The sequence below is a fragment of the Mesorhizobium sp. M1329 genome, assembly GCF_040318035.1.
In the GTDB taxonomy this organism is placed as follows: domain Bacteria; phylum Pseudomonadota; class Alphaproteobacteria; order Rhizobiales; family Rhizobiaceae; genus Mesorhizobium.
This window is the reverse complement of the sequence record NZ_JAMYLN010000010.1, coordinates 137,493-159,373: the sequence shown is the minus strand read 5'-3', so window position 1 is coordinate 159,373 and position 21,881 is coordinate 137,493. Positions and strand designations below refer to the sequence as shown.

23 protein-coding genes are annotated in these 21,881 nt (G+C 62.2%); 13 read left to right on the top strand and 10 right to left on the bottom strand.

Going from position 1 to position 21,881, the window contains the following annotated elements; all coding sequences use genetic code 11:
- Positions 1–102: 102 nt before the first annotated feature.
- Positions 103–555, top strand: a complete 453-nt coding sequence (locus NKH21_RS13010; protein WP_292226421.1) for an Lrp/AsnC family transcriptional regulator — start codon at positions 103–105, stop codon at positions 553–555.
- Positions 556–576: 21 nt separating this feature from the next.
- On the opposite strand, the gene NKH21_RS13005 is transcribed toward NKH21_RS13010, so the two are convergent.
- From NKH21_RS13005 to NKH21_RS12995, 3 genes are all read right to left on the bottom strand, one after another.
- Complete coding sequence (locus NKH21_RS13005; protein WP_352865385.1) at positions 577–1,308, bottom strand: cysteine hydrolase family protein; 732 nt, start codon at positions 1,306–1,308, stop codon at positions 577–579.
- 129 nt (positions 1,309–1,437) lie between these two features.
- On the bottom strand, positions 1,438–2,637 hold the full coding sequence (locus tag NKH21_RS13000; RefSeq protein ID WP_352865382.1) for a cytochrome-c peroxidase: 1,200 nt from the start codon (positions 2,635–2,637) through the stop codon (positions 1,438–1,440).
- 7 nt (positions 2,638–2,644) lie between these two features.
- A complete protein-coding gene (locus NKH21_RS12995) occupies positions 2,645–3,091 on the bottom strand; it encodes a FixH family protein (RefSeq protein ID WP_352865476.1) in 447 nt (148 codons plus the stop codon).
- A 157-nt stretch (positions 3,092–3,248) separates the two neighbouring features.
- Here NKH21_RS12995 and NKH21_RS12990 point away from each other — a divergent pair, with 157 nt between their 5' ends.
- On the top strand, positions 3,249–4,178 hold the full coding sequence (locus tag NKH21_RS12990; protein ID WP_352865379.1) for a sugar kinase: 930 nt from the start codon (positions 3,249–3,251) through the stop codon (positions 4,176–4,178).
- Here NKH21_RS12990 and NKH21_RS12985 read toward each other — a convergent pair.
- From NKH21_RS12985 to NKH21_RS12975, 3 genes are all read right to left on the bottom strand, one after another.
- Positions 4,171–5,172: an NADP-dependent oxidoreductase gene (locus tag NKH21_RS12985; protein ID WP_352865376.1), complete on the bottom strand. Its 1,002-nt coding sequence runs from the start codon at positions 5,170–5,172 to the stop codon at positions 4,171–4,173. The two genes, NKH21_RS12990 and NKH21_RS12985, sit on opposite strands and share 8 nt — an antisense overlap.
- 5 nt (positions 5,173–5,177) lie before the next feature.
- The gene (locus NKH21_RS12980) at positions 5,178–6,125 is read right to left on the bottom strand and encodes an alpha/beta fold hydrolase (protein WP_352865373.1); all 948 of its coding nucleotides are present in this window, start codon (positions 6,123–6,125) and stop codon (positions 5,178–5,180) included.
- An 86-nt stretch (positions 6,126–6,211) separates the two neighbouring features.
- A complete protein-coding gene (locus NKH21_RS12975; protein WP_352865369.1) occupies positions 6,212–7,027 on the bottom strand; it encodes an oxidoreductase in 816 nt (271 codons plus the stop codon).
- Between the two features lie 107 nt (positions 7,028–7,134).
- Between NKH21_RS12975 and NKH21_RS12970 the strand changes: the two genes are divergently transcribed.
- Entirely contained in the window at positions 7,135–7,719 is a 585-nt protein-coding gene (locus NKH21_RS12970) for a TetR/AcrR family transcriptional regulator (RefSeq protein WP_352865367.1), read from the top strand.
- A gap of 12 nt (positions 7,720–7,731) precedes the next feature.
- Here the strand turns inward: NKH21_RS12970 and NKH21_RS12965 are convergent, their stop codons facing one another.
- Entirely contained in the window at positions 7,732–8,895 is a 1,164-nt protein-coding gene (locus tag NKH21_RS12965; RefSeq protein ID WP_352865364.1) for a LacI family DNA-binding transcriptional regulator, read from the bottom strand.
- A gap of 33 nt (positions 8,896–8,928) precedes the next feature.
- Here NKH21_RS12965 and NKH21_RS12960 point away from each other — a divergent pair, with 33 nt between their 5' ends.
- The 5 genes from NKH21_RS12960 to NKH21_RS12940 all read left to right on the top strand — a co-directional run bounded on the left by NKH21_RS12960 (position 8,929) and on the right by NKH21_RS12940 (position 13,737).
- Positions 8,929–9,969 (top strand): ABC transporter substrate-binding protein, encoded by a 1,041-nt coding sequence (locus NKH21_RS12960; protein WP_352490671.1) that lies wholly within the window; start codon positions 8,929–8,931, stop codon positions 9,967–9,969.
- A 127-nt stretch (positions 9,970–10,096) separates the two neighbouring features.
- On the top strand, positions 10,097–11,134 hold the full coding sequence (locus NKH21_RS12955; RefSeq protein ID WP_352865362.1) for an ABC transporter ATP-binding protein: 1,038 nt from the start codon (positions 10,097–10,099) through the stop codon (positions 11,132–11,134).
- Positions 11,131–12,018, top strand: coding sequence for an ABC transporter permease (locus NKH21_RS12950; RefSeq protein ID WP_352865360.1), 888 nt, complete (start codon positions 11,131–11,133; stop codon positions 12,016–12,018). Before NKH21_RS12955 ends, NKH21_RS12950 begins: the two co-directional genes overlap by 4 nt.
- Positions 12,011–12,802: an ABC transporter permease gene (locus NKH21_RS12945; RefSeq protein ID WP_352624600.1), complete on the top strand. Its 792-nt coding sequence runs from the start codon at positions 12,011–12,013 to the stop codon at positions 12,800–12,802. The genes NKH21_RS12950 and NKH21_RS12945 overlap by 8 nt, the downstream gene beginning before the upstream one ends.
- A gap of 80 nt (positions 12,803–12,882) precedes the next feature.
- The gene (locus NKH21_RS12940) at positions 12,883–13,737 is read left to right on the top strand and encodes a phosphorylase family protein (protein ID WP_352865358.1); all 855 of its coding nucleotides are present in this window, start codon (positions 12,883–12,885) and stop codon (positions 13,735–13,737) included.
- 111 nt (positions 13,738–13,848) lie between these two features.
- On the opposite strand, the gene NKH21_RS12935 is transcribed toward NKH21_RS12940, so the two are convergent.
- From NKH21_RS12935 to NKH21_RS12925, 3 genes are all read right to left on the bottom strand, one after another.
- Complete coding sequence (locus tag NKH21_RS12935) at positions 13,849–14,874, bottom strand: aldose epimerase family protein (RefSeq protein WP_352865356.1); 1,026 nt, start codon at positions 14,872–14,874, stop codon at positions 13,849–13,851.
- Between the two features lie 81 nt (positions 14,875–14,955).
- Positions 14,956–16,413, bottom strand: a complete 1,458-nt coding sequence (locus NKH21_RS12930; RefSeq protein WP_352865354.1) for an NAD-dependent succinate-semialdehyde dehydrogenase — start codon at positions 16,411–16,413, stop codon at positions 14,956–14,958.
- 170 nt (positions 16,414–16,583) lie between these two features.
- On the bottom strand, positions 16,584–17,534 hold the full coding sequence (locus NKH21_RS12925; protein ID WP_352865351.1) for an AEC family transporter: 951 nt from the start codon (positions 17,532–17,534) through the stop codon (positions 16,584–16,586).
- Between the two features lie 192 nt (positions 17,535–17,726).
- Here NKH21_RS12925 and NKH21_RS12920 point away from each other — a divergent pair, with 192 nt between their 5' ends.
- The 5 genes from NKH21_RS12920 to NKH21_RS12900 all read left to right on the top strand — a co-directional run bounded on the left by NKH21_RS12920 (position 17,727) and on the right by NKH21_RS12900 (position 21,817).
- Positions 17,727–18,092: a hypothetical protein gene (locus NKH21_RS12920; RefSeq protein ID WP_352865349.1), complete on the top strand. Its 366-nt coding sequence runs from the start codon at positions 17,727–17,729 to the stop codon at positions 18,090–18,092.
- Positions 18,093–18,198: 106 nt separating this feature from the next.
- Complete coding sequence (locus NKH21_RS12915; RefSeq protein WP_352665980.1) at positions 18,199–18,747, top strand: histidine phosphatase family protein; 549 nt, start codon at positions 18,199–18,201, stop codon at positions 18,745–18,747.
- A gap of 212 nt (positions 18,748–18,959) precedes the next feature.
- Positions 18,960–19,244, top strand: coding sequence for an acyl carrier protein (locus tag NKH21_RS12910; protein ID WP_023719977.1), 285 nt, complete (start codon positions 18,960–18,962; stop codon positions 19,242–19,244).
- 38 nt (positions 19,245–19,282) lie between these two features.
- Positions 19,283–20,470: a beta-ketoacyl-ACP synthase gene (locus NKH21_RS12905; RefSeq protein ID WP_352865474.1), complete on the top strand. Its 1,188-nt coding sequence runs from the start codon at positions 19,283–19,285 to the stop codon at positions 20,468–20,470.
- Positions 20,471–20,545: 75 nt separating this feature from the next.
- A complete protein-coding gene (locus NKH21_RS12900) occupies positions 20,546–21,817 on the top strand; it encodes a beta-ketoacyl-ACP synthase (RefSeq protein WP_352865347.1) in 1,272 nt (423 codons plus the stop codon).
- The last annotated feature ends 64 nt before the right edge of the window (positions 21,818–21,881 follow it).

Genomic DNA, 21,881 nt, shown 5'->3' with positions numbered 1-21,881 from the left:
AGCTAACATAAGTAGGGATTCCAGTCGGTCCAAAGAAGTCGACAGAACAGATCGATCGATCTATCATTAGGACTGATCACCTCCAATTCGACCAGGAATCCAGTGACAGAAGACCAATTGGACCGGATCGACAGGAACATCCTGTCGACTCTGGGCAGCAATGGCCGGCTTTCCATGTCGGAACTGGCGGCGAAAGTCGGCCTGTCGAAGACGCCGGTGCAGGCACGGGTCAAACGGCTGGAGAAGGACGGCTTCATCAGGGGCTACCAGGCGATCATCGACCGTGAGCGCATGGGCGAAGGCCATGTCGCCTTCGTCCAGGTGAAACTGTCCGACACCCGCTCGGCCGCGCTCGACGCCTTCAACCGCGCCGTGCAGGCGGTGCCGGAGATCGAGCAGTGCCACATGATGGCATCGAGCTTCGACTATCTGCTGAAGGTCCGCACCACCGACATCGCCGCCTACCGCCGCGTGCTCGGCGAGCGCATCTCCGCCCTGCCGCACGTCGCCCAGACCTCAACGTTTGTCGCGATGGAGACGGTGAAGGATCGATAGGCGCTCACCGAGCTCGTCAGCTCATCCGGCTCGTTCAAGACGCTCCTGAAATTGCTCCTCGATCCCCTTCAGGAAATGGTCGGACGTCGATGTCCATCCAAAGAGTATCTGCACGAGCGTAATCGAGGCGTCATGGTTGCTCCGTGGGGCGTCCAATGCGATGGGTTCGCTCGTGCAATCCGTCAGCAGGATGCAGTGATAGTCCCTGAAGAAGGCATCCCGAATTGTCGACTCCACACACACGCTGGTCGTGCACCCAGTCACGATGAGCTGTTTGATGCCTGCGGCCTTCAGAACAGCATCGAGTTCGGTCTCGTAGAAGCCGCTGAACCGGGTTTTGTAGAGGACAACATCCCCCGCCTCCGGCCTTAGGTCGTTGACGATGTCTGTTCCCCAGGTGTCGCGGATCAGAATCCGGCTCTCACTGCCATCCGGCGCTGTCATTTTCTCACCGACCCCAAAGATCCGGAGATGTCGGAGACGATTGGGGGCATCCGATGTCCCGAGATCCGAAAGGTCGGAATGATACCCCATCTTCAGATAGATGACGGGCAGTCTCAACTTGCGAGCGGCCGCTGCTACGGTTGCAGTAGGGCCGACAGCCTTTTGAATCCCGGAGATATCGATGCCGGCTCTGTCGAACATTCCGCCTTTCGAGCCGAAGTCATTCTGCATGTCCACGACGAGAACTGCAGTCTTGGCGGGGTCAATTGAAACAGGTTGAGATTTTGCGTCGATGACAAGTGGCTGCATTTTTATCCTCCCACAGCCTGAGGTATCGCACTTTGCGCCTTTGTTATCATGAGCAGCGACCCTGCATCGTGTCAACGTTACTTGGCGGCCCAAGACGATGGTCCGCTCTTGTCGCAGACTAACCCGGCCTCACTCCGCCAGCGTCTTCAAAAACGCCACCAGCGCCGCGCGCTCGCGGTCAGAGAGCTGCAGCGGGTGGATCTCGGATGTGCCTTCGACACTTGCCAGCGCCCTGGAGTAATGCGCCACCACTTCGTCGAGCGAGGAAAACTGCCCGGCATGCATGTAGGGCGGACGGGTGGCGACACCGCGCAGCGACGGAGTCTTGTAGGCGCGGACGAGTTCCGGCCCGGTCTTGACCATGAAGCGCAGTTCGCGGCAGGCGTCGGCATCGCCGTCGCGAAAGACGCCGAAACAGTTGAACGGGTCGGCCTCGACTTGGCGTACCGCGTCGACGCGGCCGCGATCCGGCGGCAGGCCCGCGACCGGCGGCACGCCGGTATTGTGGAAGCTGCCGTCGGTAAGACGCGGGCCGTTGTGGCAGGTCACGCAATTGGCCTTGCCGATGAACAATTTCAGGCCGAGGATTTCCTCCGGCGAAAAGGCGGCGTCGCCTTTCGGCTCGGCGCCCGCAGCCAGGTCGATGGCAAAGCGGTCGAAGCGTGTCTGCGGCGGCGCGATCGAGCGCTCGAAGGCGGCGATCGCCTTGCCGATATTGGCAAAGACGCGGTTGACGTCCTCGGCTTGGCTGGCGGGCATGGCGTTCCAGGCCGCCTTCTCGGCATCGGTGCCGAGCGGGCTGGCATTGGCCGGCACGCTCGAAAGGTCAGGCAGCGGCCCGAAGATGCGCTCGTAGCGCTCGCCGAAGCGGGCCTTGATGTAATGCGCGAAGGCGGCGCGGTTGCCGGCCTGCTCCAGCGGATTTTCGAGCGGTGTCAGTGCTTGCGCCCACAGGCTGTCGCGCCGCCCGTCCCAGAAGAACCAGGGATCATGCGCGACGCCGGCCAACGGCATGGTACGCCGGTTGGTGCGGCCGACGCCGACCGCTTGCGGCAGGTCGTCCTGGAACTGGCGGTCGATCTTGTGGCAGGTCGAGCATGATACCGTGCCGCCGCCGCTCATCCCGGTGTCGAAAAACAGCGTCGAGCCGAGTGCCGCGGCGGCCGGCACATCGGCGAAGCGATTGGTGGTGTCGGGCTTCAGCGGCGGCAACTTGGACAGCGCCAGCGAGGCGATGGTCTGCTTTTCGGCGTCGGAAAACTCCGATCTGCCGCAGCCGGCGAGCACGGCCACCATCACCAACGCGAGAAGGCTGGAAAGCCGGCTCATCAGTGCCTCACAGCACCACGTTGAAGACGACAGTGTCCGAACCGGCCGCAGCGGAAATGGCAAAATGCAATTGCCACCACCCGCTCATCGTGAATTTCACGCCGTCGATGCGATAGCGCCCCGCGCCGAGGTAATCGGTCGCCTGCGGGCTGGTCGGTAGACCGTGCTTGTGCTGCGGCATGCCGCCGGAAATCGTTATCGCAGCACCTTCCACCGGCGCACCCTCGACGGTTTTGAGCGTCAGCAGCCAGGATTCCAGTTCGCCCTGCCGGATGACGCCTTTCTCGGGCTCGAAAGTCGCCACGAACAGCTTGTTCGCCGTCGTCTGGGAACGGCCTACGTCCGAGCTTGGTTGGGGTGCATGCGGCGCCGTCAGATAGACGACGGCCAGCACGCCAGCGAGCAAGGCAGCCAGGCCGAGGCCTCCAAGAAGATAACGCCATAACGATGCCAAACCCATTCCTGTTCTGCGGATAACGTTTCGCTGGGCAGATCGCGTCCCACGCCCCTGTGGGAAATCGCGCCCAGTGCAAGAATCCGCCGTCGCCGAGCATGGCGCTGCCGGCCGCAAAAAGCTACAGCACCGCAATTGCAGGATGGAGGAGTGCTTCATGGCAGGAAACGGCATCGCCTCGATCGGCGAGTGCATGCTCGAGCTTTCGGGCCAGGCCGGGCCAAATTGGCGCATGGGCTTTGCCGGCGACACGTTCAACACTTTGTGGGCGCTGCATGCCTTGAGCAGCGAGAGGCCGGCGACCTATGTGTCGGCCTTCGGCGACGACCCGTTCTCACGCGACCAGATCAAGTTCCTGGCCGAGAACGGCATCGGCATCGGCGCCAGCCCGGTGATAGCGGGCGCCCGCCCCGGCCTCTATGCGATCACGCTGACCGGCGCCGAACGTTCTTTCACCTATTGGCGGGCCGATGCGGCCGCCAGGCAGCTGGCTTCCGACCCAGCCGCTCTGCAGAAAAGCCTTGAAAACCAGGCGCTTGTCTATTTTTCCGGCATCACCTTGGCAATCCTAGACGAGGATGCACGCAAGGTGCTGCTGACGGCCGTGGCCGAGGCGCGCGTGGCCGGCTCGCTGATTGCCTTCGATCCCAATTACCGGCCGCGGCTATGGCGCCGGCGCGAGGAAGCGCAGGCCGCGATCCTCGAGGCGCTCGCCGTCGCCGATATCGCGCTCCCGACCTTTCCCGACGAGCAGATGCTGTTTGGTGATACGACACCGCAGAAAACAGCCGAACGGCTGCGAAAACTGGTCGGCGAAGTCGTCGTCAAGAACGGCGAGGAACCGGCGCTGATAGCGCAAAACGGTACCTCGCAATCGGTGCCGGCGGTGCACGTCGCCAACCCTGTCGACACCACCGGCGCCGGCGACTCCTTCAACGGCGCCTATCTCGCCGCTCGCCTTGCCGGCCATGCGCCGACTGAGGCGGTGCAGCGCGCCCATCGCGTCGCCGCCGCCGTCGTGCAGGTGCGCGGCGCACTCGCGCCGTTCGAGACGCTGCGGGCAGCGTTCGAAGGACTTGCTATCTGACCTTGATGACGACCTTGCCCTTGGCGCGTCCTGTTTCGACATAGGCCAGGGCGTCATTGGTCGCTTCGAAGGGAAAGACCCGATCCACAACCGGGCGGATCGCGCCGGCTTCGATGAGGGCGGTGATTTTGCTCAGCTGATCGCCCTGCGCCCACATGAAGAGGAACGAAAACTGCACGCCACGGCGCTTGGCTTTGGCCCGAATTCCGCGGCTGAGTAGGCGCAGCACCAGCCTCAGCATCAAATTCAGTCCCTTTTCCCTGGCAAATTCGGGGTCCGGCGGACCCGAGATGGAGATGAGCTTCCCACCCGGTTTCAGCACGTTCAGGGATTTTTCGAGTGTCTTGGCGTCCTGGCTGTTCAAGACGACGTCGTAGCCCGACAGAACTTTCTCGAAGTCGTCTTTCCTGTAGTCGACGACGACATCGGGGCCGAGACTTTTGACCAGATCGGCACTCGCCGCGCTCGCGGTTGTCGCAACGGTCGCGCCGAGGTGCTTGGCCAACTGAATAGCAAATGTCCCGACGCCGCCGGAACCAGCCTGAATGAAGATCTTCTGTCCCTTCCTCAGGTTTGCCCTTTCAACGAGCATCTGCCAGGCGGTCAAACCGACCAGGGGAATCGAGGCCGCCTCTTCCATACTGAGATTCGCAGGCTTCAAGGCTACGTCGGCCTCATTCACGGCAATGAATTCGGCGAATGTCCCAATCCGGCCATCGCGCGGTCGCGCATAGACCTCGTCGCCGGCTTTGAACTTGCGGACCTTGGATCCCACGCGGATAACCTTCCCGGCCACGTCGTGGCCCAGGATGAACGGCCGGCGATAGGGCAGGATGAGTTTGAATTCTCCGGTTCTGATCTTGGAATCGAGCAGGTTCACCCCTGCGGCATGGACCTCGACCAGAACATCGCTGTCCTGGAGCTCCGGTTCCGGCATTTCGGCCAGCCGCAGGGTGCCCTTTTTATTATACTTATCGACAACGAATGCCTTCATGGCAGTTACTTTCTAAGACAAGGTATGGGTACGCAGGCAAAAACGAGCCGTGCGCGTTCGGCTGAAAAGCCGCATTGTGGGACACGTCCGGTTTCGAGGAAGGACAGGGCTTTCCGGACAAAATCGGCGTAGTTCTGAAATACCCCGCCATGCCCGGCATCCGGATAGATGACCAGATGCGCCCCCGGGATACGCCCGGCGAGATCGTAGGTATTGCTGCTCGGCACCATCCTGTCCTGGTCGCCATTCGCAACTAAAGTGGGAATGCGGATGGTGCTCAGGTCTTGTGGCGCCTGCAGTCCGTAGGCCTTGATCGCCTTGAGTTGCGCGCCGAACGCGCTCAGCGATACCGCTTTGTCCCGGTTATTCCGGCGCTCTTTCAATCGTTGCAGAAATGCGTTTGCGGCGCGGCGGCCATTCGGCGTTCTTGTGAAGAAGAGATAGTATTTCGGATCCCGAAAAGTCAGCGCGCCCTTGATCATGTCCACGATCGTCAGCGGCGTCACCTTGTCGATGCCTTGCCCACCGGCCGGCCCCGTGCCAGCCAGGATGAGTTTGCGCACAAGCTTGGGCTCGGTCAGCACAATCTCCTGCGCCACGAAGCCGCCGAGTGAAAAGCCGAAGAGATCGACTTCTTCGAACCCCAGCGCCCGGATAAAGGCGATTGCATCCCGCGCCATGCCGGAAATGGTCGACGGAGTTTTGCCTCCCGAAGCACCGATGCCGCGATTGTCGAAGGCAATCACCCCCCGGGTCGCAGCGAGGCCATCGACAATGCGCGGATCAAAATTGTCCAGCTGAGCAGCCAGATGGTTGAGCAGGATCACCGGCACGCCCGCCCTGGGCCCGAGTTCCCTGTAAGCAAATGCTGTGCCGCCGACATCGATCGAGAGCGTTGGCGCGTCCCGGAATAATGCCGGTGAACGCGGCGGCCGATTGGATGTATGTGTCATGTTTGGCGCCTCCGTCTCGTAGGGCCTGGCCAAATGTGTTGTGGTTGCTAGTCGCATCTGCGTGAAATCCTCTGGCTCGCTGTCGTTCAGACTGGCAGTCGGAACTGCTGGCGCAGGCTCTTGTCGAAAATCCCCGCGGGGGCAAAGCGGCGCAGCAGGCTGACCTGGCGCGCTGCCTTACCGGCGGTGTAGCGCCGTCGCGGACGGGCATCGGTCGCTGCCTTGACAACCACATCCGCCACCACTTCCGGCCGATCGGCCTTGGGCATCACATCGCCCAGCAGCGCCTTGAGCCCGGCTCGAGCCCGATCGTATTCCTTTAACAGCGAATCCGGCTCGATGCCGTTCTGGTCGAAGACGGTGCGGACGAATGCCGGCTCGATGACGGAAACGCGGACGTTGAAGGCGCGCACCTCGTGGTCAAGCGATTCCGAATAGCCCTCGAGCGCGTGCTTGACTGCCGAGTAATGAGCTGAGTATGGCGCGGGTACCAGTCCCAGAATCGAGCCGATATTGATGATGCGCCCTTCGCCGCGCCGCCGCATCGACGGCAACACCGCATTGGTCATTCGCATGACGCCGAACAGATTGACGTCGAACAGGGCTTGTACCTGTGCGACCGAGGATTCCTCGGCGCCGCCTAGCAGGCCGACACCGGCATTGTTGACCAGGAGGTCGATCCGGCCGGTCTGCGCGAGCACGGTGGCAACGAGCGCATTGACGGCCGCATCATCGGTCACGTCGCATGCCAGCATGGTCACTCCATTTGGGCCATTACTGGTCTTGCGGCGACTTGTCCCGAAGACAGTGAAACCCGCCCGCGCCAAGGCCTCGGCGCTGGCGCGGCCGATGCCCGAGGAGGCTCCGGTCACGATTGCGGTCTTTTCAGAATTCCCATTCATTTTTGATGTTCCAGGTTCGAGAGGTCTAGCTTATTTCCACGAATTGAATTATGGTCGTATTATCAGATTATGATCATAATGCAATAGCAGGACAGGAAAGAAAGACCATGCGCTACGAAAAGGGCCGAAAAGACGCGTCACGCAGCCGGATCATGGAGGTCGCCGCCGAACGTTTTCGATCTGACGGCATCGCGGCGTCCGGGCTTGCGACCATCATGAGCGACGCCGGGCTGACGAACGGCGCCTTCTATCCGCACTTCCAGTCCAAGGCGGAGCTCGTCCGTGAAAGCGTGGCGGCGGCGTTGGACGCGCAGTCGCATCAAGTGCAGGAAGCGTTGGACGCCGGCGGCCCGGAGATGGCCATAGAGACGTATCTATCGGCCGAGCACCGGGACAATCCTGGAAAGGGCTGCGCTTCGGCCGCGTTGTTGCCGGAAATCGCGCGGCAGCCGCCTGAAACGCGAGCCCTCTATGCCGAGCGCGCTCAATCTCTGGTGCGCCAGATAGCTGAAGCTCTGCCGCAGACCAACGATCCCGAGGGCGCTGCGTTGGGCATGTTTGCAACGCTCATCGGCGCGCTGCAACTCGCGCGCGCCGTGGAAGGGACGGAATGGTCGGATCGTATCCTAGCGGCGGGAGCAGCTGCCGCAAAGGCGCTGATCCGGCCGGTTCAAGACGAGGTGGCATCCTGAGGGCAGCCCGGATTATTCGGCCGGCTCGAATCTGCCTTGCACCAAGACTGTCTCCACCGGCCCAAGCGGATTGATGATCCGGCTCTCCAGGACTTCGATAAGTTTGCGTCCAACACCAGCCATATCCACGAAATGAACTCCGATCTTTGCCGGCAGGAAACGTGCCAGCCGCGTGCTGTCACGGGTGACGATGTGGACGTCGCGGCCCGGTGTAAGACCCCGCTTGCCGAGAGCGTGCAACGCTCCCAGAAGGCCCAGTTCGTTGGCGCACGCCAGGCCAGTCGACGGATCTGATGACGCCAGCAAGCGATCGAACCAGCCTGCGCTCGATTCCATCGTGAACATGCCATGACCGATCAACGATTGGTCGATCGGAATACCGGCCTCGGCCATTGCCCTTCCATACCCGGAAAGACGCATGGCACTCGTCTGGTCCTCCGGAACGAGAAGTTGCAGCGCAATGCGTCGACAGCCAATATCCATGAGCCGCCGGGTCGCCTCGTAGGCAATCTGTTCATTGTCGACATCGACATAAGGATACGCAATATCCAGGTCGGTTCTTCCAAACGCGACGAATGGCATGCCTCTATCAAGCAGCAGCTTGACGCGCGGATCAGCCGACACCAGGCGCGTGATGATCAGGCCGTCTGCGCTGCGCGCCTGAAGCTGCCGCTGCACACTCTCAACGGGATCGTCGTCGGGCGTGGTGGAATAGATGGACAGACTATAACCGGCTTGCCGCGCCGCCAGCGTCATGCCTTCGATTAAAGGAAGCTTCAACAGATCGGACAGATGGTCTCGGGTCTCCATCGGGAGTACCGCCGTCAGCGTCTGCGTTCGACCGGTTTTGAGCGCGCGACCATGATGATTTGGTAAATAGCCGACCCGCTTAGCCGCCTCCTTGACGCGGGCTATGGTCGAGGGCAGCACTTCCGGCCCGTCCTTCAGAGCGCGGGATACCGTGGTCACCGACAGGGAAAGTTCCGCGGCGATCTGCTTTAGATTGGCCATTGTTCGCCCGACTTCATTTGCGAAAGCGCCGGCTGATTTGCTGACCGCCATAACGTTACCGAATTCGACATCCCGGTCAATCCAAACTCCCGCAGGAAGCAGCTTGACTCTAGCGTATTCAGATGCAATCGTAACGTTACGATTACAAAATAACGGCTCGTTCAAGCGATATTCCATAAAAGTTGGGGAGGAGAACCTATGTCCTGGCTACGCATTTCCTTAACAGCATTCGCAATCTCGGCTGCCCTGCCCGTGCACGCGCAGACGGTCACCATCACGACCGCAGGCGGCGATTATGGCAACGCCATAAAGGAAGCCATGTGGGGCCCGGCTGCAAAAGAGCTCGGCTATGATGTCCGCGAGGAGACGCAGAGCGACGGCCTGGCCGCCCTGAAGATGCAGGTTACCTCGGGTGCAGTCACGACCGACATCGTCCACCTGGGTTCGCCGGAAGGCGCGCAGGCTGCCGCACAGTCGCTGCTGGAGCCACTCGACTACAAGATCATCGATCCGAAATCCGTGCCGGAGGGTGCGAAGTCCGACTACTGCTATCCGTTCGACTCCTATGGCACCGTCATGTCGTGGAACACCAAGACCTATGGCCAGAACCCGCCGAAGACGTGGGCGGAATTCTGGGATGTTGCCAAATTTTCTGGCCGTCGCGCGTTGCGCGCCAATGCGCAAGATTCGATCGAGATCGCGCTTCTCTCCGACGGCGTGGCACCGGCCGACGTCTATTCCGTGCTCAGCACGCCGGAAGGGCTAGAACGCGCCATCAAGCGGCTTGAAGCGATCAAACCAGATGTCGCCGTGTGGTGGACCTCGGGCGCCCAGTCCGCGCAGTTGCTGAAAGACGGTGAGGCGGATTTGGTCATTACCTGGAACGGACGCGCCCAAACCGTGAAAGCAGATGGCGGCGCGGCTGACTACACCTTCAAGGGTTCGGTCATCGGCACGGACTGCCTTGGGGTGCCGAAGGGAGCGCCGAACAAGGAAGCCGCGATGAAGCTCATCGCAGCGATGACGCAGCCCGCGCGGGTTGCCAAGCTGACCGATTTCATTGCCTACGGCCCCGTCAATCCTGCGGCATATGAGGGTGGCCTTATTCCCGCGGACCGTCTGAAGACCCTTGCGACCGCGCCTGAAAATGCTGGCACTTCGGTGTTTTCCAATTCAGAATGGTGGGTCAAGAATGGCGAGGCTGCACAAAGAGCCTTCGATGAAATGATGGCCCGCTGACCCTCAGCTCTAACGCATGTCGCGCAAAAATGTGCAGCGCGCGACAACGACATGCATGAAAACAAGAACCTAAAGCGCGTCGCGTGAAGCCGGTCGAACGCGACGCGCTTCAAGGCTGGAGCACATGATGAAGTCGCTCGCGATCACCATCGAAAGCGTGCACAAGGCTTATGGGTCCTACGTCGCACTGGAGGATGTTTCGCTCGACATCCAGGCTGGCGAATTCCTCACACTGCTAGGGCCATCGGGATCGGGCAAGACCACGTTACTCATGGCTCTGGCCGGTTTTGTCCGGCCGGATTCCGGTAAACTTTTCTTGGGTGATCGAGACATCACCCGCCTGCCGCCCAACAAACGAGACATTGGCATAGTATTCCAGAATTACGCCTTGTTTCCCCACATGAATGTCCTGGCGAACGTCGCGTACCCGCTGGTGCTGCGCAAGGTACCGAGAGCGGAGGCGCGTCAGCGGGCGCTTGATACCTTGGCCCGCGTGAAGCTGGATGGTCTGGCGGAGCGCAATGTTGCCGCACTATCCGGCGGCCAACGTCAACGGGTGGCATTGGCGCGGGCTATCGTCTTCGAACCGCGCGTGATGTTGATGGACGAGCCGCTGTCGGCACTCGACAAGAACCTGCGCGAGACCATGCAGTATGAGATCCGGCGTCTGCATGATCATCTACGGATCACCACAATCTATGTAACCCACGACCAGCGCGAAGCGCTGATTATGTCTGACCGGATTGCGGTGATGAATTCTGGCCGCATCCAGCAGATAGATACACCGCAGCGGATTTATGATCGTCCATCGACCCGCTTCGTCGCGCAGTTCATGGGCGAGGCCAACATTGTGGCCCCAGGCTCGGCACGCAGAATCGACGGCGCCGAAGCATCACGCGAAACTCTGATGATCCGCGCCGAAAGCTTCCATCTTGATGCGAAGCTCGTCGGGGGCGACGGAGTGGCTCTCGAAGGAATACTGCGCGCCAAAGCGTTCCGCGGCGAGAACTGGCTTTTGACGCTGGCGCTTGACGGTGGGCAAGAGGTTCTTGTCTGCATTCCGGCAGCGCTGGCCGGCGGCTGCGCCGAGCTTGCCGCCGGTCAGCGGATGACCGCCTATGCACCAGCAGCGAAGGTTCACGCGATACCGGGAGCGATGGCGTGACCGTCGTCCGGGATCCGGCGCTCGCGGCGGATGCACGGCGCGAGCGGCGGTTTTTTCTTTCGCTTTCGCTCCCGGCGCTGTTCATCGTTGGGCTGGCCGCGATACTGCCCATCCTTTGGATCATCCGCCAATCCTTCCTGACCACCGGGGGCGAGTACACCGTCGGCAATTACCAGAAGGTCCTTTCGAGCGGACTGACATGGTCGGCGCTCGTCACGACCCTCGAACTATCCTTGGGTACGCTGGCGGCCTGCATTGTTCTCGGCACCCCTCTGGCGCTGGCTCTGGCCAGCGTCAGACCAAGGGTGGCCAACGTGCTCATGGCGTTCGTCATGCTGCCGCTGTGGACCTCCATTCTGGTGCGTACCTATGGTTGGCTCGTGCTCTTGCGGCGCGACGGCCTGATCAACGCGGCTTTGACCGGTTCACGCCTGACGGCGGAGCCATTGCCGCTGGTCTACAACTTCACGGGAACGCTCATCGGCATGGTGCACTACATGCTGCCGCTCTTTCTGCTGCCTGTTTATGCTGCGATGCGCGATATCGACCCAAATCTCATTCGCGCGGCAGCGAGCATGGGAGCCACTCTCAGGCAGGTCGTCCGCACAGTCATTATGCCGCTTTCGGCGGGCGGCATCTTCTCGGGTTCGATCATCGTCCTCATCTACGCCATAGGTTTTTTCATCACGCCGGCGGTGCTTGGCGGCGGCAAGGTAAATCCTCTCTCTACCCGGATCGAGCGTACACTATCGACCTTTCAGGACTGGGGGTCGGCGAGCGTCCTGGGCATTCTGCTCCTCGTTCTGATGGCGCTGATCGGTGTGATGTTGCTGGCAGCACGCCGCCTGGTGGCCCAGAACACCGTGGAAGCCTCCCATGCTTGAAGCCTATCCGCAAAACAGGCTCGCCCGCATTTTGCTCTGGAGCTTTGCCGCTCTTGTCATGGCGTTTCTGATGCTGCCGACGCTCGTGGTGGTGCCGCTGTCCTTTTCGGCGTCGAATCTCCTCGAGTTTCCGCCGCACGCCTACTCGTTGCGCTGGTACGAGAACTTCTTCGGCTCGGCAACGTGGATGGCCGCGCTCAGAACGAGTTTGATCCTTGGGACGTTGACGGCGTTGATCGCCGTGCCCTTTGCGCTGCTCGCCTGCATTTCAATGAATCGGCTGGGCGGTAAGACCGCTGCGGCCATCCAGAGCGTCCTGCTAACCCCCTCGATCACCCCAGGAATCCTGCTTGCGATCGGTCTCTTCTTTGTGTTGGCCGCACAACATCTGATCGGAACGCTATTCGGTGTGCTGGTCGGACATGTGGTGCTGGCCGTTCCGGTCGCCTGCATTGTGTTGCTACCCGCGCTCGCCCGCTTTGACTGGAACCAGGTTCAGGCGGCGCGCAGCCTCGGTGCAAACTGGGCCAGGTCCATTGGCGGAATCATCGTTCCGCAACTTCGGATCAGCTTGCTGTCGGCGACATTGATGGCGTTCCTGACTTCGCTCGACGAGTCTGTGATTTCGATCTTCATCGCAAGCGGTCGCAACAGCACGATGCCGAAGCTTATGTTCCTGTCGCTGCGCGATCAGATCGATCCGACGATTGCGGCGATCTCGACATTGTGGACCGTCATCGTCGTGGCCGTGGTCCTGATTGTGACCCTTCGCCAAAAATCCTGACCGAGACTGGAAACATGCCCTCCAATCACCACGCAGCCGACGATCTGACGGATCATTCGACGGACATCCCTCAGGTAGGGTTGGCCATCATCACCGGGTCGGCAAACTGGGGGCTTGCCTTCCCGGAAGATGTCGAATTCGATGGTGTGCGCACCTTGCGGCGCGACATGAGTTTTGAAACGCCTTTCGGTCGCACCGACAACTGGAAGCTGCTCGAGTTCGATGCGTCGATCACCGCCGAAGGGAGAGCGAAGCGCGCGCTGTGCATGTATTCGCACGGCAATCCCCGCGACCGTATCGACCATTCCTGCCATCGCCGCGCGTTCTGGGTATTGATGCGGGCGGGTGTACGGCAAGTTCTCGCCTGCTCGACTGTAGGCGCCGTCAACAAGGCGATCCAGCCGGGCGACATGGTGGTGGCCGCCGATATCATCGAACTGACGCAGACCCCGTTTTCACTGCTTCCTGACCGCCAGAGCTTTGACTGTTCGGGCAAGCAAATCGTGTGTCCAAGATGTGCGGCGGTTCTGGTCGAAACGGCCCGCCGTCATTGGCCAGCCGAATGCCGCGTTTACGGCATCGAACAGCAGCTGGTGGCTGCCCATTGTTATGGGCCCCGGCTGACAACGCCAGCCGAAGCCTTGGCGTATCGGGGCATGGGGGCGGATGTACTCAACCATTCCATCGCCCCTGAGGCGACCTTGTCGCGCGAGATCGGCGCGTGTTTCGTGCCTTGCGCCTTCGTGACTGCGGGCTTCAACGACTATATGGATCGCAATCGCCAGAAATTGCTGCAGGAGGACGTGCTGCCCAGTCTCTCCATGACGGCCTCGCGGGTCGCGCTGGAGACCGCCGCGCGACTGCCCGCTGACCCGGAATGCTCGTGTCAGGGCTTGAAGTCGCCTCAGCCGAAAGAACGCTCCAGCCGGTTCTGAGATAACCCTGGTGCGCTAGCTGAAGCTCTGCCAGACCAAGGATCCAGAGGGCGCTGCGCTGGGAGTGTTCGCGACGCTCGCGTCGTATGCCTTGGCAGCGGCACTCCCGCCCTAAGGCAGCCTGAACCGGTATTCCGTCACATGGTGGTAGATCTGGCCCGGCCACAGCGTGGCTTGCGGGAAATAGGGCCGGTTGGGCGCATCCGGCCAGATTTGCGGCTCCAGGCAGAAGCCTGAAAAGGCCTTGTACTGGCGTCCGCCCAATCCAGGCGAGGACGGTGCCAGATACTGGCCGGTATAGAGCTGGACGCCGGGCTCGGTGGTCCAGAGCTCCATCTCGACGCCGGAATTCGCGCCTTGCGCCCACGACGCCTGCTTCAACGGCCCGCGCGTCGAAGCGAGGCAGAAATTCTGGTCGTAGGGGAGCTGTTCGCCCTCGGTCTCCATGCGCAGCGGCCGCGCCTGGCGAAAATCGAAGGGGGTGCCGTCGACCGGCTTGACCGTTCCTGTCGGGATCAGATCCGCGTCGACCGGCAGATAGGCGCCGGCATTCAGCATCAGCCGGTGGTCGAGAATGTCGCCGGTGCCGCCGTCATCCAGGTTGAAATAGGAATGCTGAGTGAGATTGCAGAGCGTCGGCTCCTCGCAGGTGGCGGTCAGTTCGACGCTGAGCGTGCCGGGGATCTTCAGCCGGTAGGTGCAGGTCACGTCGAGCGCGCCGGGAAAGCCCATCGTGCCGTCCGGGTCATGCAGGGTCAGCGTGACAAAATCCCTGCCGTGCAGCGAAACCGCCCAGGCCCGGCGCGAAAAACCTTGCGAACCGCCATGCAGCGTATGCTTTTCGAGGAAATTACGCTCGGTCTGGTAGCGTTTGCCGGCAAGCGTGAAGCGGCCGTCGCGGATACGGTTGGCGTAGCGCCCGACGACAGTGCCGAAGAAGGCGGTATCCGTCTCATAATGCTCGAAACGATCATAGCCGAGCACCAGCGGCGCCTCGTGCCCGGCCAGGTGCAGATCCTGGATGATCGCACCCAGCCCGATGATGTTGGCGGTCAGGCCGCCGCCACGGATGGTGAAGCGACGGACTTCCTCGCCCGCCTGCGTCGCGCCGAAAACCTCGCCATCCTTCATCGCCATGCCCGCAAGTTCGTTGCTCGATGCCAGCCTGGCCTTTCCGAAGCGGCCCAGGATCGTTTTCGGTATTACCGCATGAGGCTTCTAGAGACCAAGTCCGCCGATGCAGACATATTTGGTGTCGAGATAGTCCTCGATGCCCTGATGGCCGCCTTCCTTGCCGAGGCCCGATTCCTTGACGCCGCCGAACGGTGCCTCAGGCGTGGTGATGAGCCCTTCATTGACGCCGACCATGCCGTATTTGAGCCCTTCCATGACCCGGAAGGCGCGGCCGAGATCGCCGGTGTAGAAATAGCAGGCCAGGCCAAACTCGGTGTCGTTGGCGAGTCCTACGGCCTCTTCCTCGGTCTCGAACTTGAACACCGGCGCCACCGGGCCAAAGATTTCTTCCTTCATGAAGCGCATTTTCGGCGTCGCATTGGCAATCACCGTCGGCTGGAAGAACGAACCGCCGAGCGCGTGGCGTTTGCCGCCGGCGACGACCTTGCCGCCCTTGGCGGTCGCGTCGGCAATCAGCTCCTCGACCTTCTCCACCGCCTTCTCGTCGATCAGCGGCCCCTGCTGGACACCGTCTTCGAGGCCGGAACCGACCTTCAGCCCGTTGCTCGCAGCAGCCAGCTTTTCGACGAACTGGTCATAGATGCCGGCCTGCACCAGGAAGCGGTTGGTGCAGACGCAGGTCTGGCCGGAATTGCGGTACTTGGCGGTGATGGCGCCAGCGACGGCCCGCTCGATGTCGGCGTCGTCGAAGACGATGAACGGCGCATTGCCGCCGAGCTCCATCGACACCTTCTTGACGGTCACCGACGACTTCTGGATCAGGATCTTGCCGACCTCGGTCGAGCCGGTGAAGGTGATCTTCTTGACCAGCGGGTTGGCACAGATCTCGTCGCCGATCTCACCGGCGGCGCCGGTCAGGATGTTGATCACGCCCTTCGGGAAGCCGACTTCCTCGGCAAGCGCGCCCCAGGCAAGGCCGGAATAAGGCGTCTGCGACGCCGGCTTGACCACCGCGGTACAGCCGGCGGCAAGCGCAGGACCGAGCTTGCGGGCCAGCATCGAGGATGGAAAATTCCATGGCGTGATGGCGGCGATGACGCCGACCGGCTCCTTGGTCACCAGGATGCGGCGGTCCGCCCAGGGCGACGGCACGACGTCGCCATAGGTGCGGCGGCCCTCTTCGGCGAACCACAATATGTAGGACGCGGCCGAGCCGATCTCACCCTTCGATTCGAACAGCGACTTGCCCTGCTCGATAGTCAGCAGTTCGGCCAGCACGTCCTGATTGTCCATCATCGCGTCGTGCAGCTTGCGCAACAGCTTCGAGCGTTCGAGCGCGGTGGTCTTGCGCCATGTCTGGAAGGCAGCGTCGGCGGCTTCGATGGCGCGACGCGTCTCGGCCTTGCCCGATTTCGGCACGGTTCCGATCTTGAGGCCGGTGGCAGGATTGTTGACGTCGACCGTCTGGCCTGAGTCGGCCTGCACCCATTCGCCATTGATGAGATTGGCCTGCCGCATGAAATGGCTGGTTTTCTGAAGCATGATCTCGCCTCCGTTCGGCACCTGGCGGGCCGGTCGCTGATTTCGTGAATGGACGTGCGCGATAGCATCGCTAGAGCCACTGCTCTTAGCCCAGGGCAAGCCCCGCAAGCAATCACAAGATGGCATATAGGGTTTGGGCCAGCCAAAGCGAGAGGGCTGCAGCCGGGCTCTTATCCAAAAACATGGACGACCACTGTCAGCCAAAACGCCGTGGTCACGACCGCACTGGCGGTGGCGATGGTCATCTGGTTCGACGCCAGCGCCTGGCCGGTGTTGAACTGCACCGCGATGAGATAGGAATTGATGCCGGACGGCAACGCCGCAACCATCACCGCCACCTTGGCCGTCAATGGCGGCAGGCCGATCAGCCAGACCAGGCCGAGAACCAGCGCCGGCATCAGGAACAGTTTCAGCGCCGACAGCGCCAACGCCGGCCTTACATTGCCGGAGATGCCGAAACGGCGCAGGCTGAGCCCCATGGCAAACAGCGCCACCGGGGCGGCGGTGCCGGCCAGCGCGTCGCTCAGCCGCGTCGCAAGCACCGGCAGCGGCGCACCGGTGAAGCGCCACGCCAGCCCGGCCAGTATGCCGATGATCAGCGGATTGATGAATACCCTCCTGAGAAAGCTCCTGACGACGCGGAGCGGATGCACAGGCTCGCTGCCGCCGCGGCCGAACATCTCGAACAGGATGATCGAGGCCATCATCATCACCGGCAGGTGAATGGAAACGAGCAGTGACAGCACTTCGAACCCGGCCGGCCCGAACACGCCGATGATGAAGGGCGCGCCGAGCAGGACGACGTTGGAGTAGGACGACGACACGCCGCCGACGACGCCGGCGCGGGCGTCCCGCCCGAAGATGCGCGTAATGACCAGATGGCCGGCGGCCCAGGTGAGCGCGACCGCCGCGAAATAGGCGCCCCATAGCGACCACGGCGCGACGCCGTGGAAATCGGCCTTTACCATGGTCTGGAACAGCAGCAGCGGCATTGCCACGTTGATGGCGAATTCGGATACGCCCTCGCCGCTCGCCGGCTTCAAATAGCCGGTCAACCCGGCAAGATAGCCGATCCCGACGAGACTGAAGACGAAGAGGACGGTTTCGGTAAGCGGAGACATTTTTCCCGTGATAGGCGAGCCCCGGCGGCGGCGCAATCGCCCTTCCCTCGCGAGATAAGGTAATCGGCTCGGTTTGCGCTGCCCCTCACCCTTACCCTCTCCCCGTGAAGGACTCCGTGAAGGACGGGGAGAAGGTCCCGGCAGGGGGTTGGGGACGGCCGACACCGAAAGAGGGCGCTTGGCACCGAAAAGATGCCCGAGAATCCTACCGACCTGCTCGACGCGCAGGCAGCGCGCCTAAAGAAGCCGAGCACGACGCGCTGCGCACCGGCGACCCGAGATCAGACGTCTCTGGATGAGGCCGAAGCCGCCTTCGAGGCGACACTCAAGGTCTTCACCCGCGAAAGCCAGCCGATGCAATGGGCCTTCGAGCAGAACAATCTCGGCGACGTCCACTGGAACCGCGGCAGCTATGGCGGCGGCAATGCCGAATTCCAAAGGGCGATCGAATTCTTCGAGAACGCCAAGCAGGGCTTTACCGAAGCCGGCTACACACTCCCCATCCCGCTGACCGACCGCAAGATCGATCTGGTGAAGAAGCAGATAGCGAAGAAATAGGCGTTTCGGCCGCAGGTTGCACTCGGCTTGTCTTTCAGGCCGCTTTGCCGTCCCTATATGCCGGTCACCGGGGACCTGCCTGCCGGTCACCCGAAAAGGATGTCTGATGCTTCGATTTGTCCTGGCGCTGCTGTTGCTTGCCGTTTCCGCCACAGCCCATGCGACGGAAGCCGGCTGGGCGCTGCTGCGCGACGGCGGGCATGTGGTCCTGCTTCGCCATGCCATGGTCACCGGCACCACCGATGCAGCCAATTTCGACCTCGGTAAATGCGCCACCCAGGTCAATCTCTCGGAGCGCGGCAAGCAACAGGCGCGCAAGATCGGCGCGCTGTTTGGCGCCCGCGCGGCACCGGTCGAGCGCGTGCTGTCCAGCCGCTATTGCCGCTGCCTCGAGACCGCCCGCATCGCTTTCGAAAGCGAGCCGGAGCCGTTCGCACCGCTTGACCTGCTGAAGACCGACGAAAAGGAGAAGGCCGCCCAGATCGCTGCGATCCTGGCCGAGATCCGCGGCTATTCCGGCTCCGACAATCTGGTCATGGTCACGCATCTCGAAAACATCAAGGAATTGACCGGCATCTCGCCGCGTGAAGGCGAGGCCGTGGTCGTCGCGCCGCAGGGCGACGGCCTGCGGGTACTCGGCCGCGTTACGTTTTGAGGGGTCGGTCGCTCCTCGCGTCGAGCGAGATAGCTGTTGCCGAAATGCCACTGCCACGAGACGTCGTGGTTGGATTCCGATCTCATCTTGCTCTGCCTGGGCAGCCAGCCCATCTGCGCCCGGCGCATCAGGCCTTTTCCTGCCCGGAAAAACCGATTAGACAGCCCAAAACACATGCGGACAGATTCCGCCCGCAATCGAAGGAAAAGCCCTTGTCCACCACGTTCGACAAAGTCGCCAAGATCATCGCCGACACCAGCGAGATCGATATCGAGACGATCACGCCCGAAAGCCATACCATAGACGATCTCGGCATCGACAGCCTCGACTTCCTCGACATCGTCTTTGCCATCGACAAGGAATTCGGCATCAAGGTGCCGCTGGAAAAGTGGACGCAGGAGGTCAATGACGGCAAGGCTTCGACCGACGACTATTTCGTCATGAAGAACCTGTGCGCCAAGATCGACGCGCTCGTCGCCGCCAAGAACGCCACGTGAACACAGCGCCTGACGCGCCCGACCCACAACAGCCCGCCATGAACCCCCACGACGTCGTCATATCAGGCATCGGCCTTGTCTCGTCGCTGGGCGAGGGTCCGGACGCGCATTGGGCAAAGCTCGTCCAGCCGCGCCTTGAACCGGTTCTAGAGGCCTCGCGCTTCTCGCCCTATACGGTCCACCCGCTGCCGGCGATCGACTGGAACCTGCAGATCGCCAAGCGTGGCGACCAGCGGCAGATGGAGACCTGGCAGAGGCTCGGCACCTATGCGGCCGGCCTTGCGCTCGACGATGCCGGCATCAAGGGCAATGACGAACTCTGCGCGACCATGGACATGGTGGTGGCCGCCGGCGGCGGCGAGCGCGACGAGGCGGTCGATGCGGCCATTCTCGCGGCATCGGAAAGCCGCAATGACCGCGACGTGCTGCTCAACGAGAAGCTGACCACCGAATTGCGCCCGACGCTGTTTCTGGCGCAGCTCTCTAACCTGCTCGCCGGCAACATCTCGATCGTCCACAAGGTGACCGGCTCCTCTCGCACCTTCATGGGCGAGGAAGGTGCGGGCGTTGCCGCAGTCGAGACGGCGGCCGCGCGCATCCGCTCCGGCCAGTCGACGCATATATTGGTCGGCGGCGCTTTCCAGACCGAACATTCCGACATGCTGCTCGGCTATGAACTGGCCGGCTACCTGCATCGCGGCCCGTGGCGGCCGGTCTGGCAGAGGCAAGGTGCCGAGGGCGGCGGAGTGGTGACCGGATCCGGCGGCGCGTTTCTCGTCCTGGAGCAGCGCGAGCATGCGGAAAGCCGTGGCCGCAAGATCTATGCGGAACTCGGCCCGATCCTGTCCGGCCGTGCCAGGCGCCGGCGGGGCGAACTCGGCGGTGAGATCGCCGCGCTGCTGAAGCAAGCCGCATTGCCGGACGGCGAGTTACTGGCGATCTCCGGCGCTTCGGGCGCCCATGCCGCGACCGCCGCCGAGAAATCGGCGCTCGACGCCAATCCGGCGATCGCCGCACGCGGCTTTTCGACGCTGACCGGCCACATGAAGGAAGCGCAGTTCCCCTTTGCCGTTGCGCTGGCGGCCTTGGCTGTCGACCGCAAGGTCGCCTACCCTGTCTTCGACGCCACAGTCGAGAAACCGTTTGCCGGCGTCCCGAAGACCGTCCTTGCAACGGCGATCGGCTATCACCAATTCGAGGGCATGGCGCTGATCAAAGCCGCCTAGAGCATCGGACCGAAAAGTGTGACGCGGTTTTCGGGCGATCCGATGCTCCAAGAGAAACAGGTTTTTGGACAACAAATGGCCAATCTGAACGACCACATGGGCAGGCCGATCGTCGCCGTCACCGGCATCGGTGTGGTGACGTCGCTCGGTGTCGGCAAAGCCGACAATTGGGCGGCACTCACGTCAGGCAAATCCGGCATCCATCCGATCACCCGCTTCCCGGTCGATCATCTCAACACCCGCATCTCCGGCATGGTCGATTTCCTGCCGTCGAGCTCCAAGGGCGCCAGTCTCCTCACCTATGAGCTTGCCGAAACCGCCGCCCAGGAAGCGATGTCGGAGGCGGGCCTCGATGCCGGCGATTTCGGCGGACCGCTGTTCCTCGCTTCGCCGCCGGTCGAGCTCGACTGGAGCGAGCGCTTTTCGCTCTACAATTCCGACACGCACGACACCGGTGCAGAGAGGCTGATGCGGGTAGCGCGCGGCCTCAGGGAACTCGCCATCTTCGAGACCACGCAGTTCGGCTCGATCGCCGACCGGCTTGCCGACCGTTTCGGCACGCGCGGCCTGCCGATCACGCTGTCGACCGCCTGCGCTTCGGGCGCCACGGCGATCCAGCTCGGCGTCGAAGCGATCCGCCGCGGCGAATGCGACAGGGCGCTGTCGATCGGCGCCGACGGCTCGGCGACCGCCGAAGCCTTGATCCGCTTCTCGCTTCTGTCGGCGCTCTCCACCCATAACGACATCCCCGAAAAGGCCTCCAAGCCGTTCTCCAAGGATCGCGACGGCTTCGTGCTGGCCGAAGGCTCGGGCGCCCTCGTGCTGGAATCGCTGCAGGCAGCACTTGCCCGCGGCGCCACCATTCTCGGCATATTGCGCGGCTGCGGCGAAAAGGCCGACGACTTCCATCGCACCCGCTCCAAGCCGGACGGTTCGCCGGCGATCGCGGCGGTGCGCGCCGCTCTTGCCGATGCCGGCCTGAGCGAGGACGGGATCGATTATGTCAACGCCCATGGCACCTCGACGCCCGAAAACGACAAGATGGAGCATTTGTCGCTGTCGACGGTGTTCGGCGAGCGGATCTCGTCAATGCCGGTCTCGTCGAACAAGTCGATGATCGGCCATACCCTATCGGCTGCCGGTGCCGTCGAGGCTGCATTTTCGCTGATGACGATGCGTGAAAGCGTCATTCCACCGACCATCAACTACGACAATCCCGACCCGGCAATCGTGCTCGACGTGGTGCCGAACACCAAGCGCAACGCCGAGGTCGGCACCGTCCTGTCGAACTCCTTCGGCTTCGGCGGCCAGAACACCTGCCTTGTCATGGCGCGGGAACCGGTCTAAGCGACCGTTCCGCTCTAGCACTGTTGTCGTGCGCATGGTCCTTTCCGAAACGGTTCTCGGTCCT

Excerpts from the sequence above, each read along its gene's own strand:
- NKH21_RS13005 (WP_352865385.1), bottom strand. The coding sequence starts at position 1,308 with ATGCAGCCACTTGTCATCGACGCAAAATCTCAACCTGTTTCAATTGAC.
- NKH21_RS13000 (WP_352865382.1), bottom strand. The coding sequence starts at position 2,637 with ATGAGCCGGCTTTCCAGCCTTCTCGCGTTGGTGATGGTGGCCGTGCTC.
- NKH21_RS12990 (WP_352865379.1), top strand. The coding sequence starts at position 3,249 with ATGGCAGGAAACGGCATCGCCTCGATCGGCGAGTGCATGCTCGAGCTT.
- NKH21_RS12985 (WP_352865376.1), bottom strand. The coding sequence starts at position 5,172 with ATGAAGGCATTCGTTGTCGATAAGTATAATAAAAAGGGCACCCTGCGG.
- NKH21_RS12980 (WP_352865373.1), bottom strand. The coding sequence starts at position 6,125 with ATGACACATACATCCAATCGGCCGCCGCGTTCACCGGCATTATTCCGG.
- NKH21_RS12975 (WP_352865369.1), bottom strand. The coding sequence starts at position 7,027 with ATGAATGGGAATTCTGAAAAGACCGCAATCGTGACCGGAGCCTCCTCG.
- NKH21_RS12970 (WP_352865367.1), top strand. The coding sequence starts at position 7,135 with ATGCGCTACGAAAAGGGCCGAAAAGACGCGTCACGCAGCCGGATCATG.
- NKH21_RS12960 (WP_352490671.1), top strand. The coding sequence starts at position 8,929 with ATGTCCTGGCTACGCATTTCCTTAACAGCATTCGCAATCTCGGCTGCC.
- NKH21_RS12955 (WP_352865362.1), top strand. The coding sequence starts at position 10,097 with ATGAAGTCGCTCGCGATCACCATCGAAAGCGTGCACAAGGCTTATGGG.
- NKH21_RS12945 (WP_352624600.1), top strand. The coding sequence starts at position 12,011 with ATGCTTGAAGCCTATCCGCAAAACAGGCTCGCCCGCATTTTGCTCTGG.
- NKH21_RS12935 (WP_352865356.1), bottom strand. The coding sequence starts at position 14,874 with ATGGCGATGAAGGATGGCGAGGTTTTCGGCGCGACGCAGGCGGGCGAG.
- NKH21_RS12930 (WP_352865354.1), bottom strand. The coding sequence starts at position 16,413 with ATGCTTCAGAAAACCAGCCATTTCATGCGGCAGGCCAATCTCATCAAT.
- NKH21_RS12925 (WP_352865351.1), bottom strand. The coding sequence starts at position 17,534 with ATGTCTCCGCTTACCGAAACCGTCCTCTTCGTCTTCAGTCTCGTCGGG.
- NKH21_RS12920 (WP_352865349.1), top strand. The coding sequence starts at position 17,727 with ATGCCCGAGAATCCTACCGACCTGCTCGACGCGCAGGCAGCGCGCCTA.
- NKH21_RS12915 (WP_352665980.1), top strand. The coding sequence starts at position 18,199 with ATGCTTCGATTTGTCCTGGCGCTGCTGTTGCTTGCCGTTTCCGCCACA.
- NKH21_RS12905 (WP_352865474.1), top strand. The coding sequence starts at position 19,283 with ATGAACCCCCACGACGTCGTCATATCAGGCATCGGCCTTGTCTCGTCG.
- NKH21_RS12900 (WP_352865347.1), top strand. The coding sequence starts at position 20,546 with ATGGCCAATCTGAACGACCACATGGGCAGGCCGATCGTCGCCGTCACC.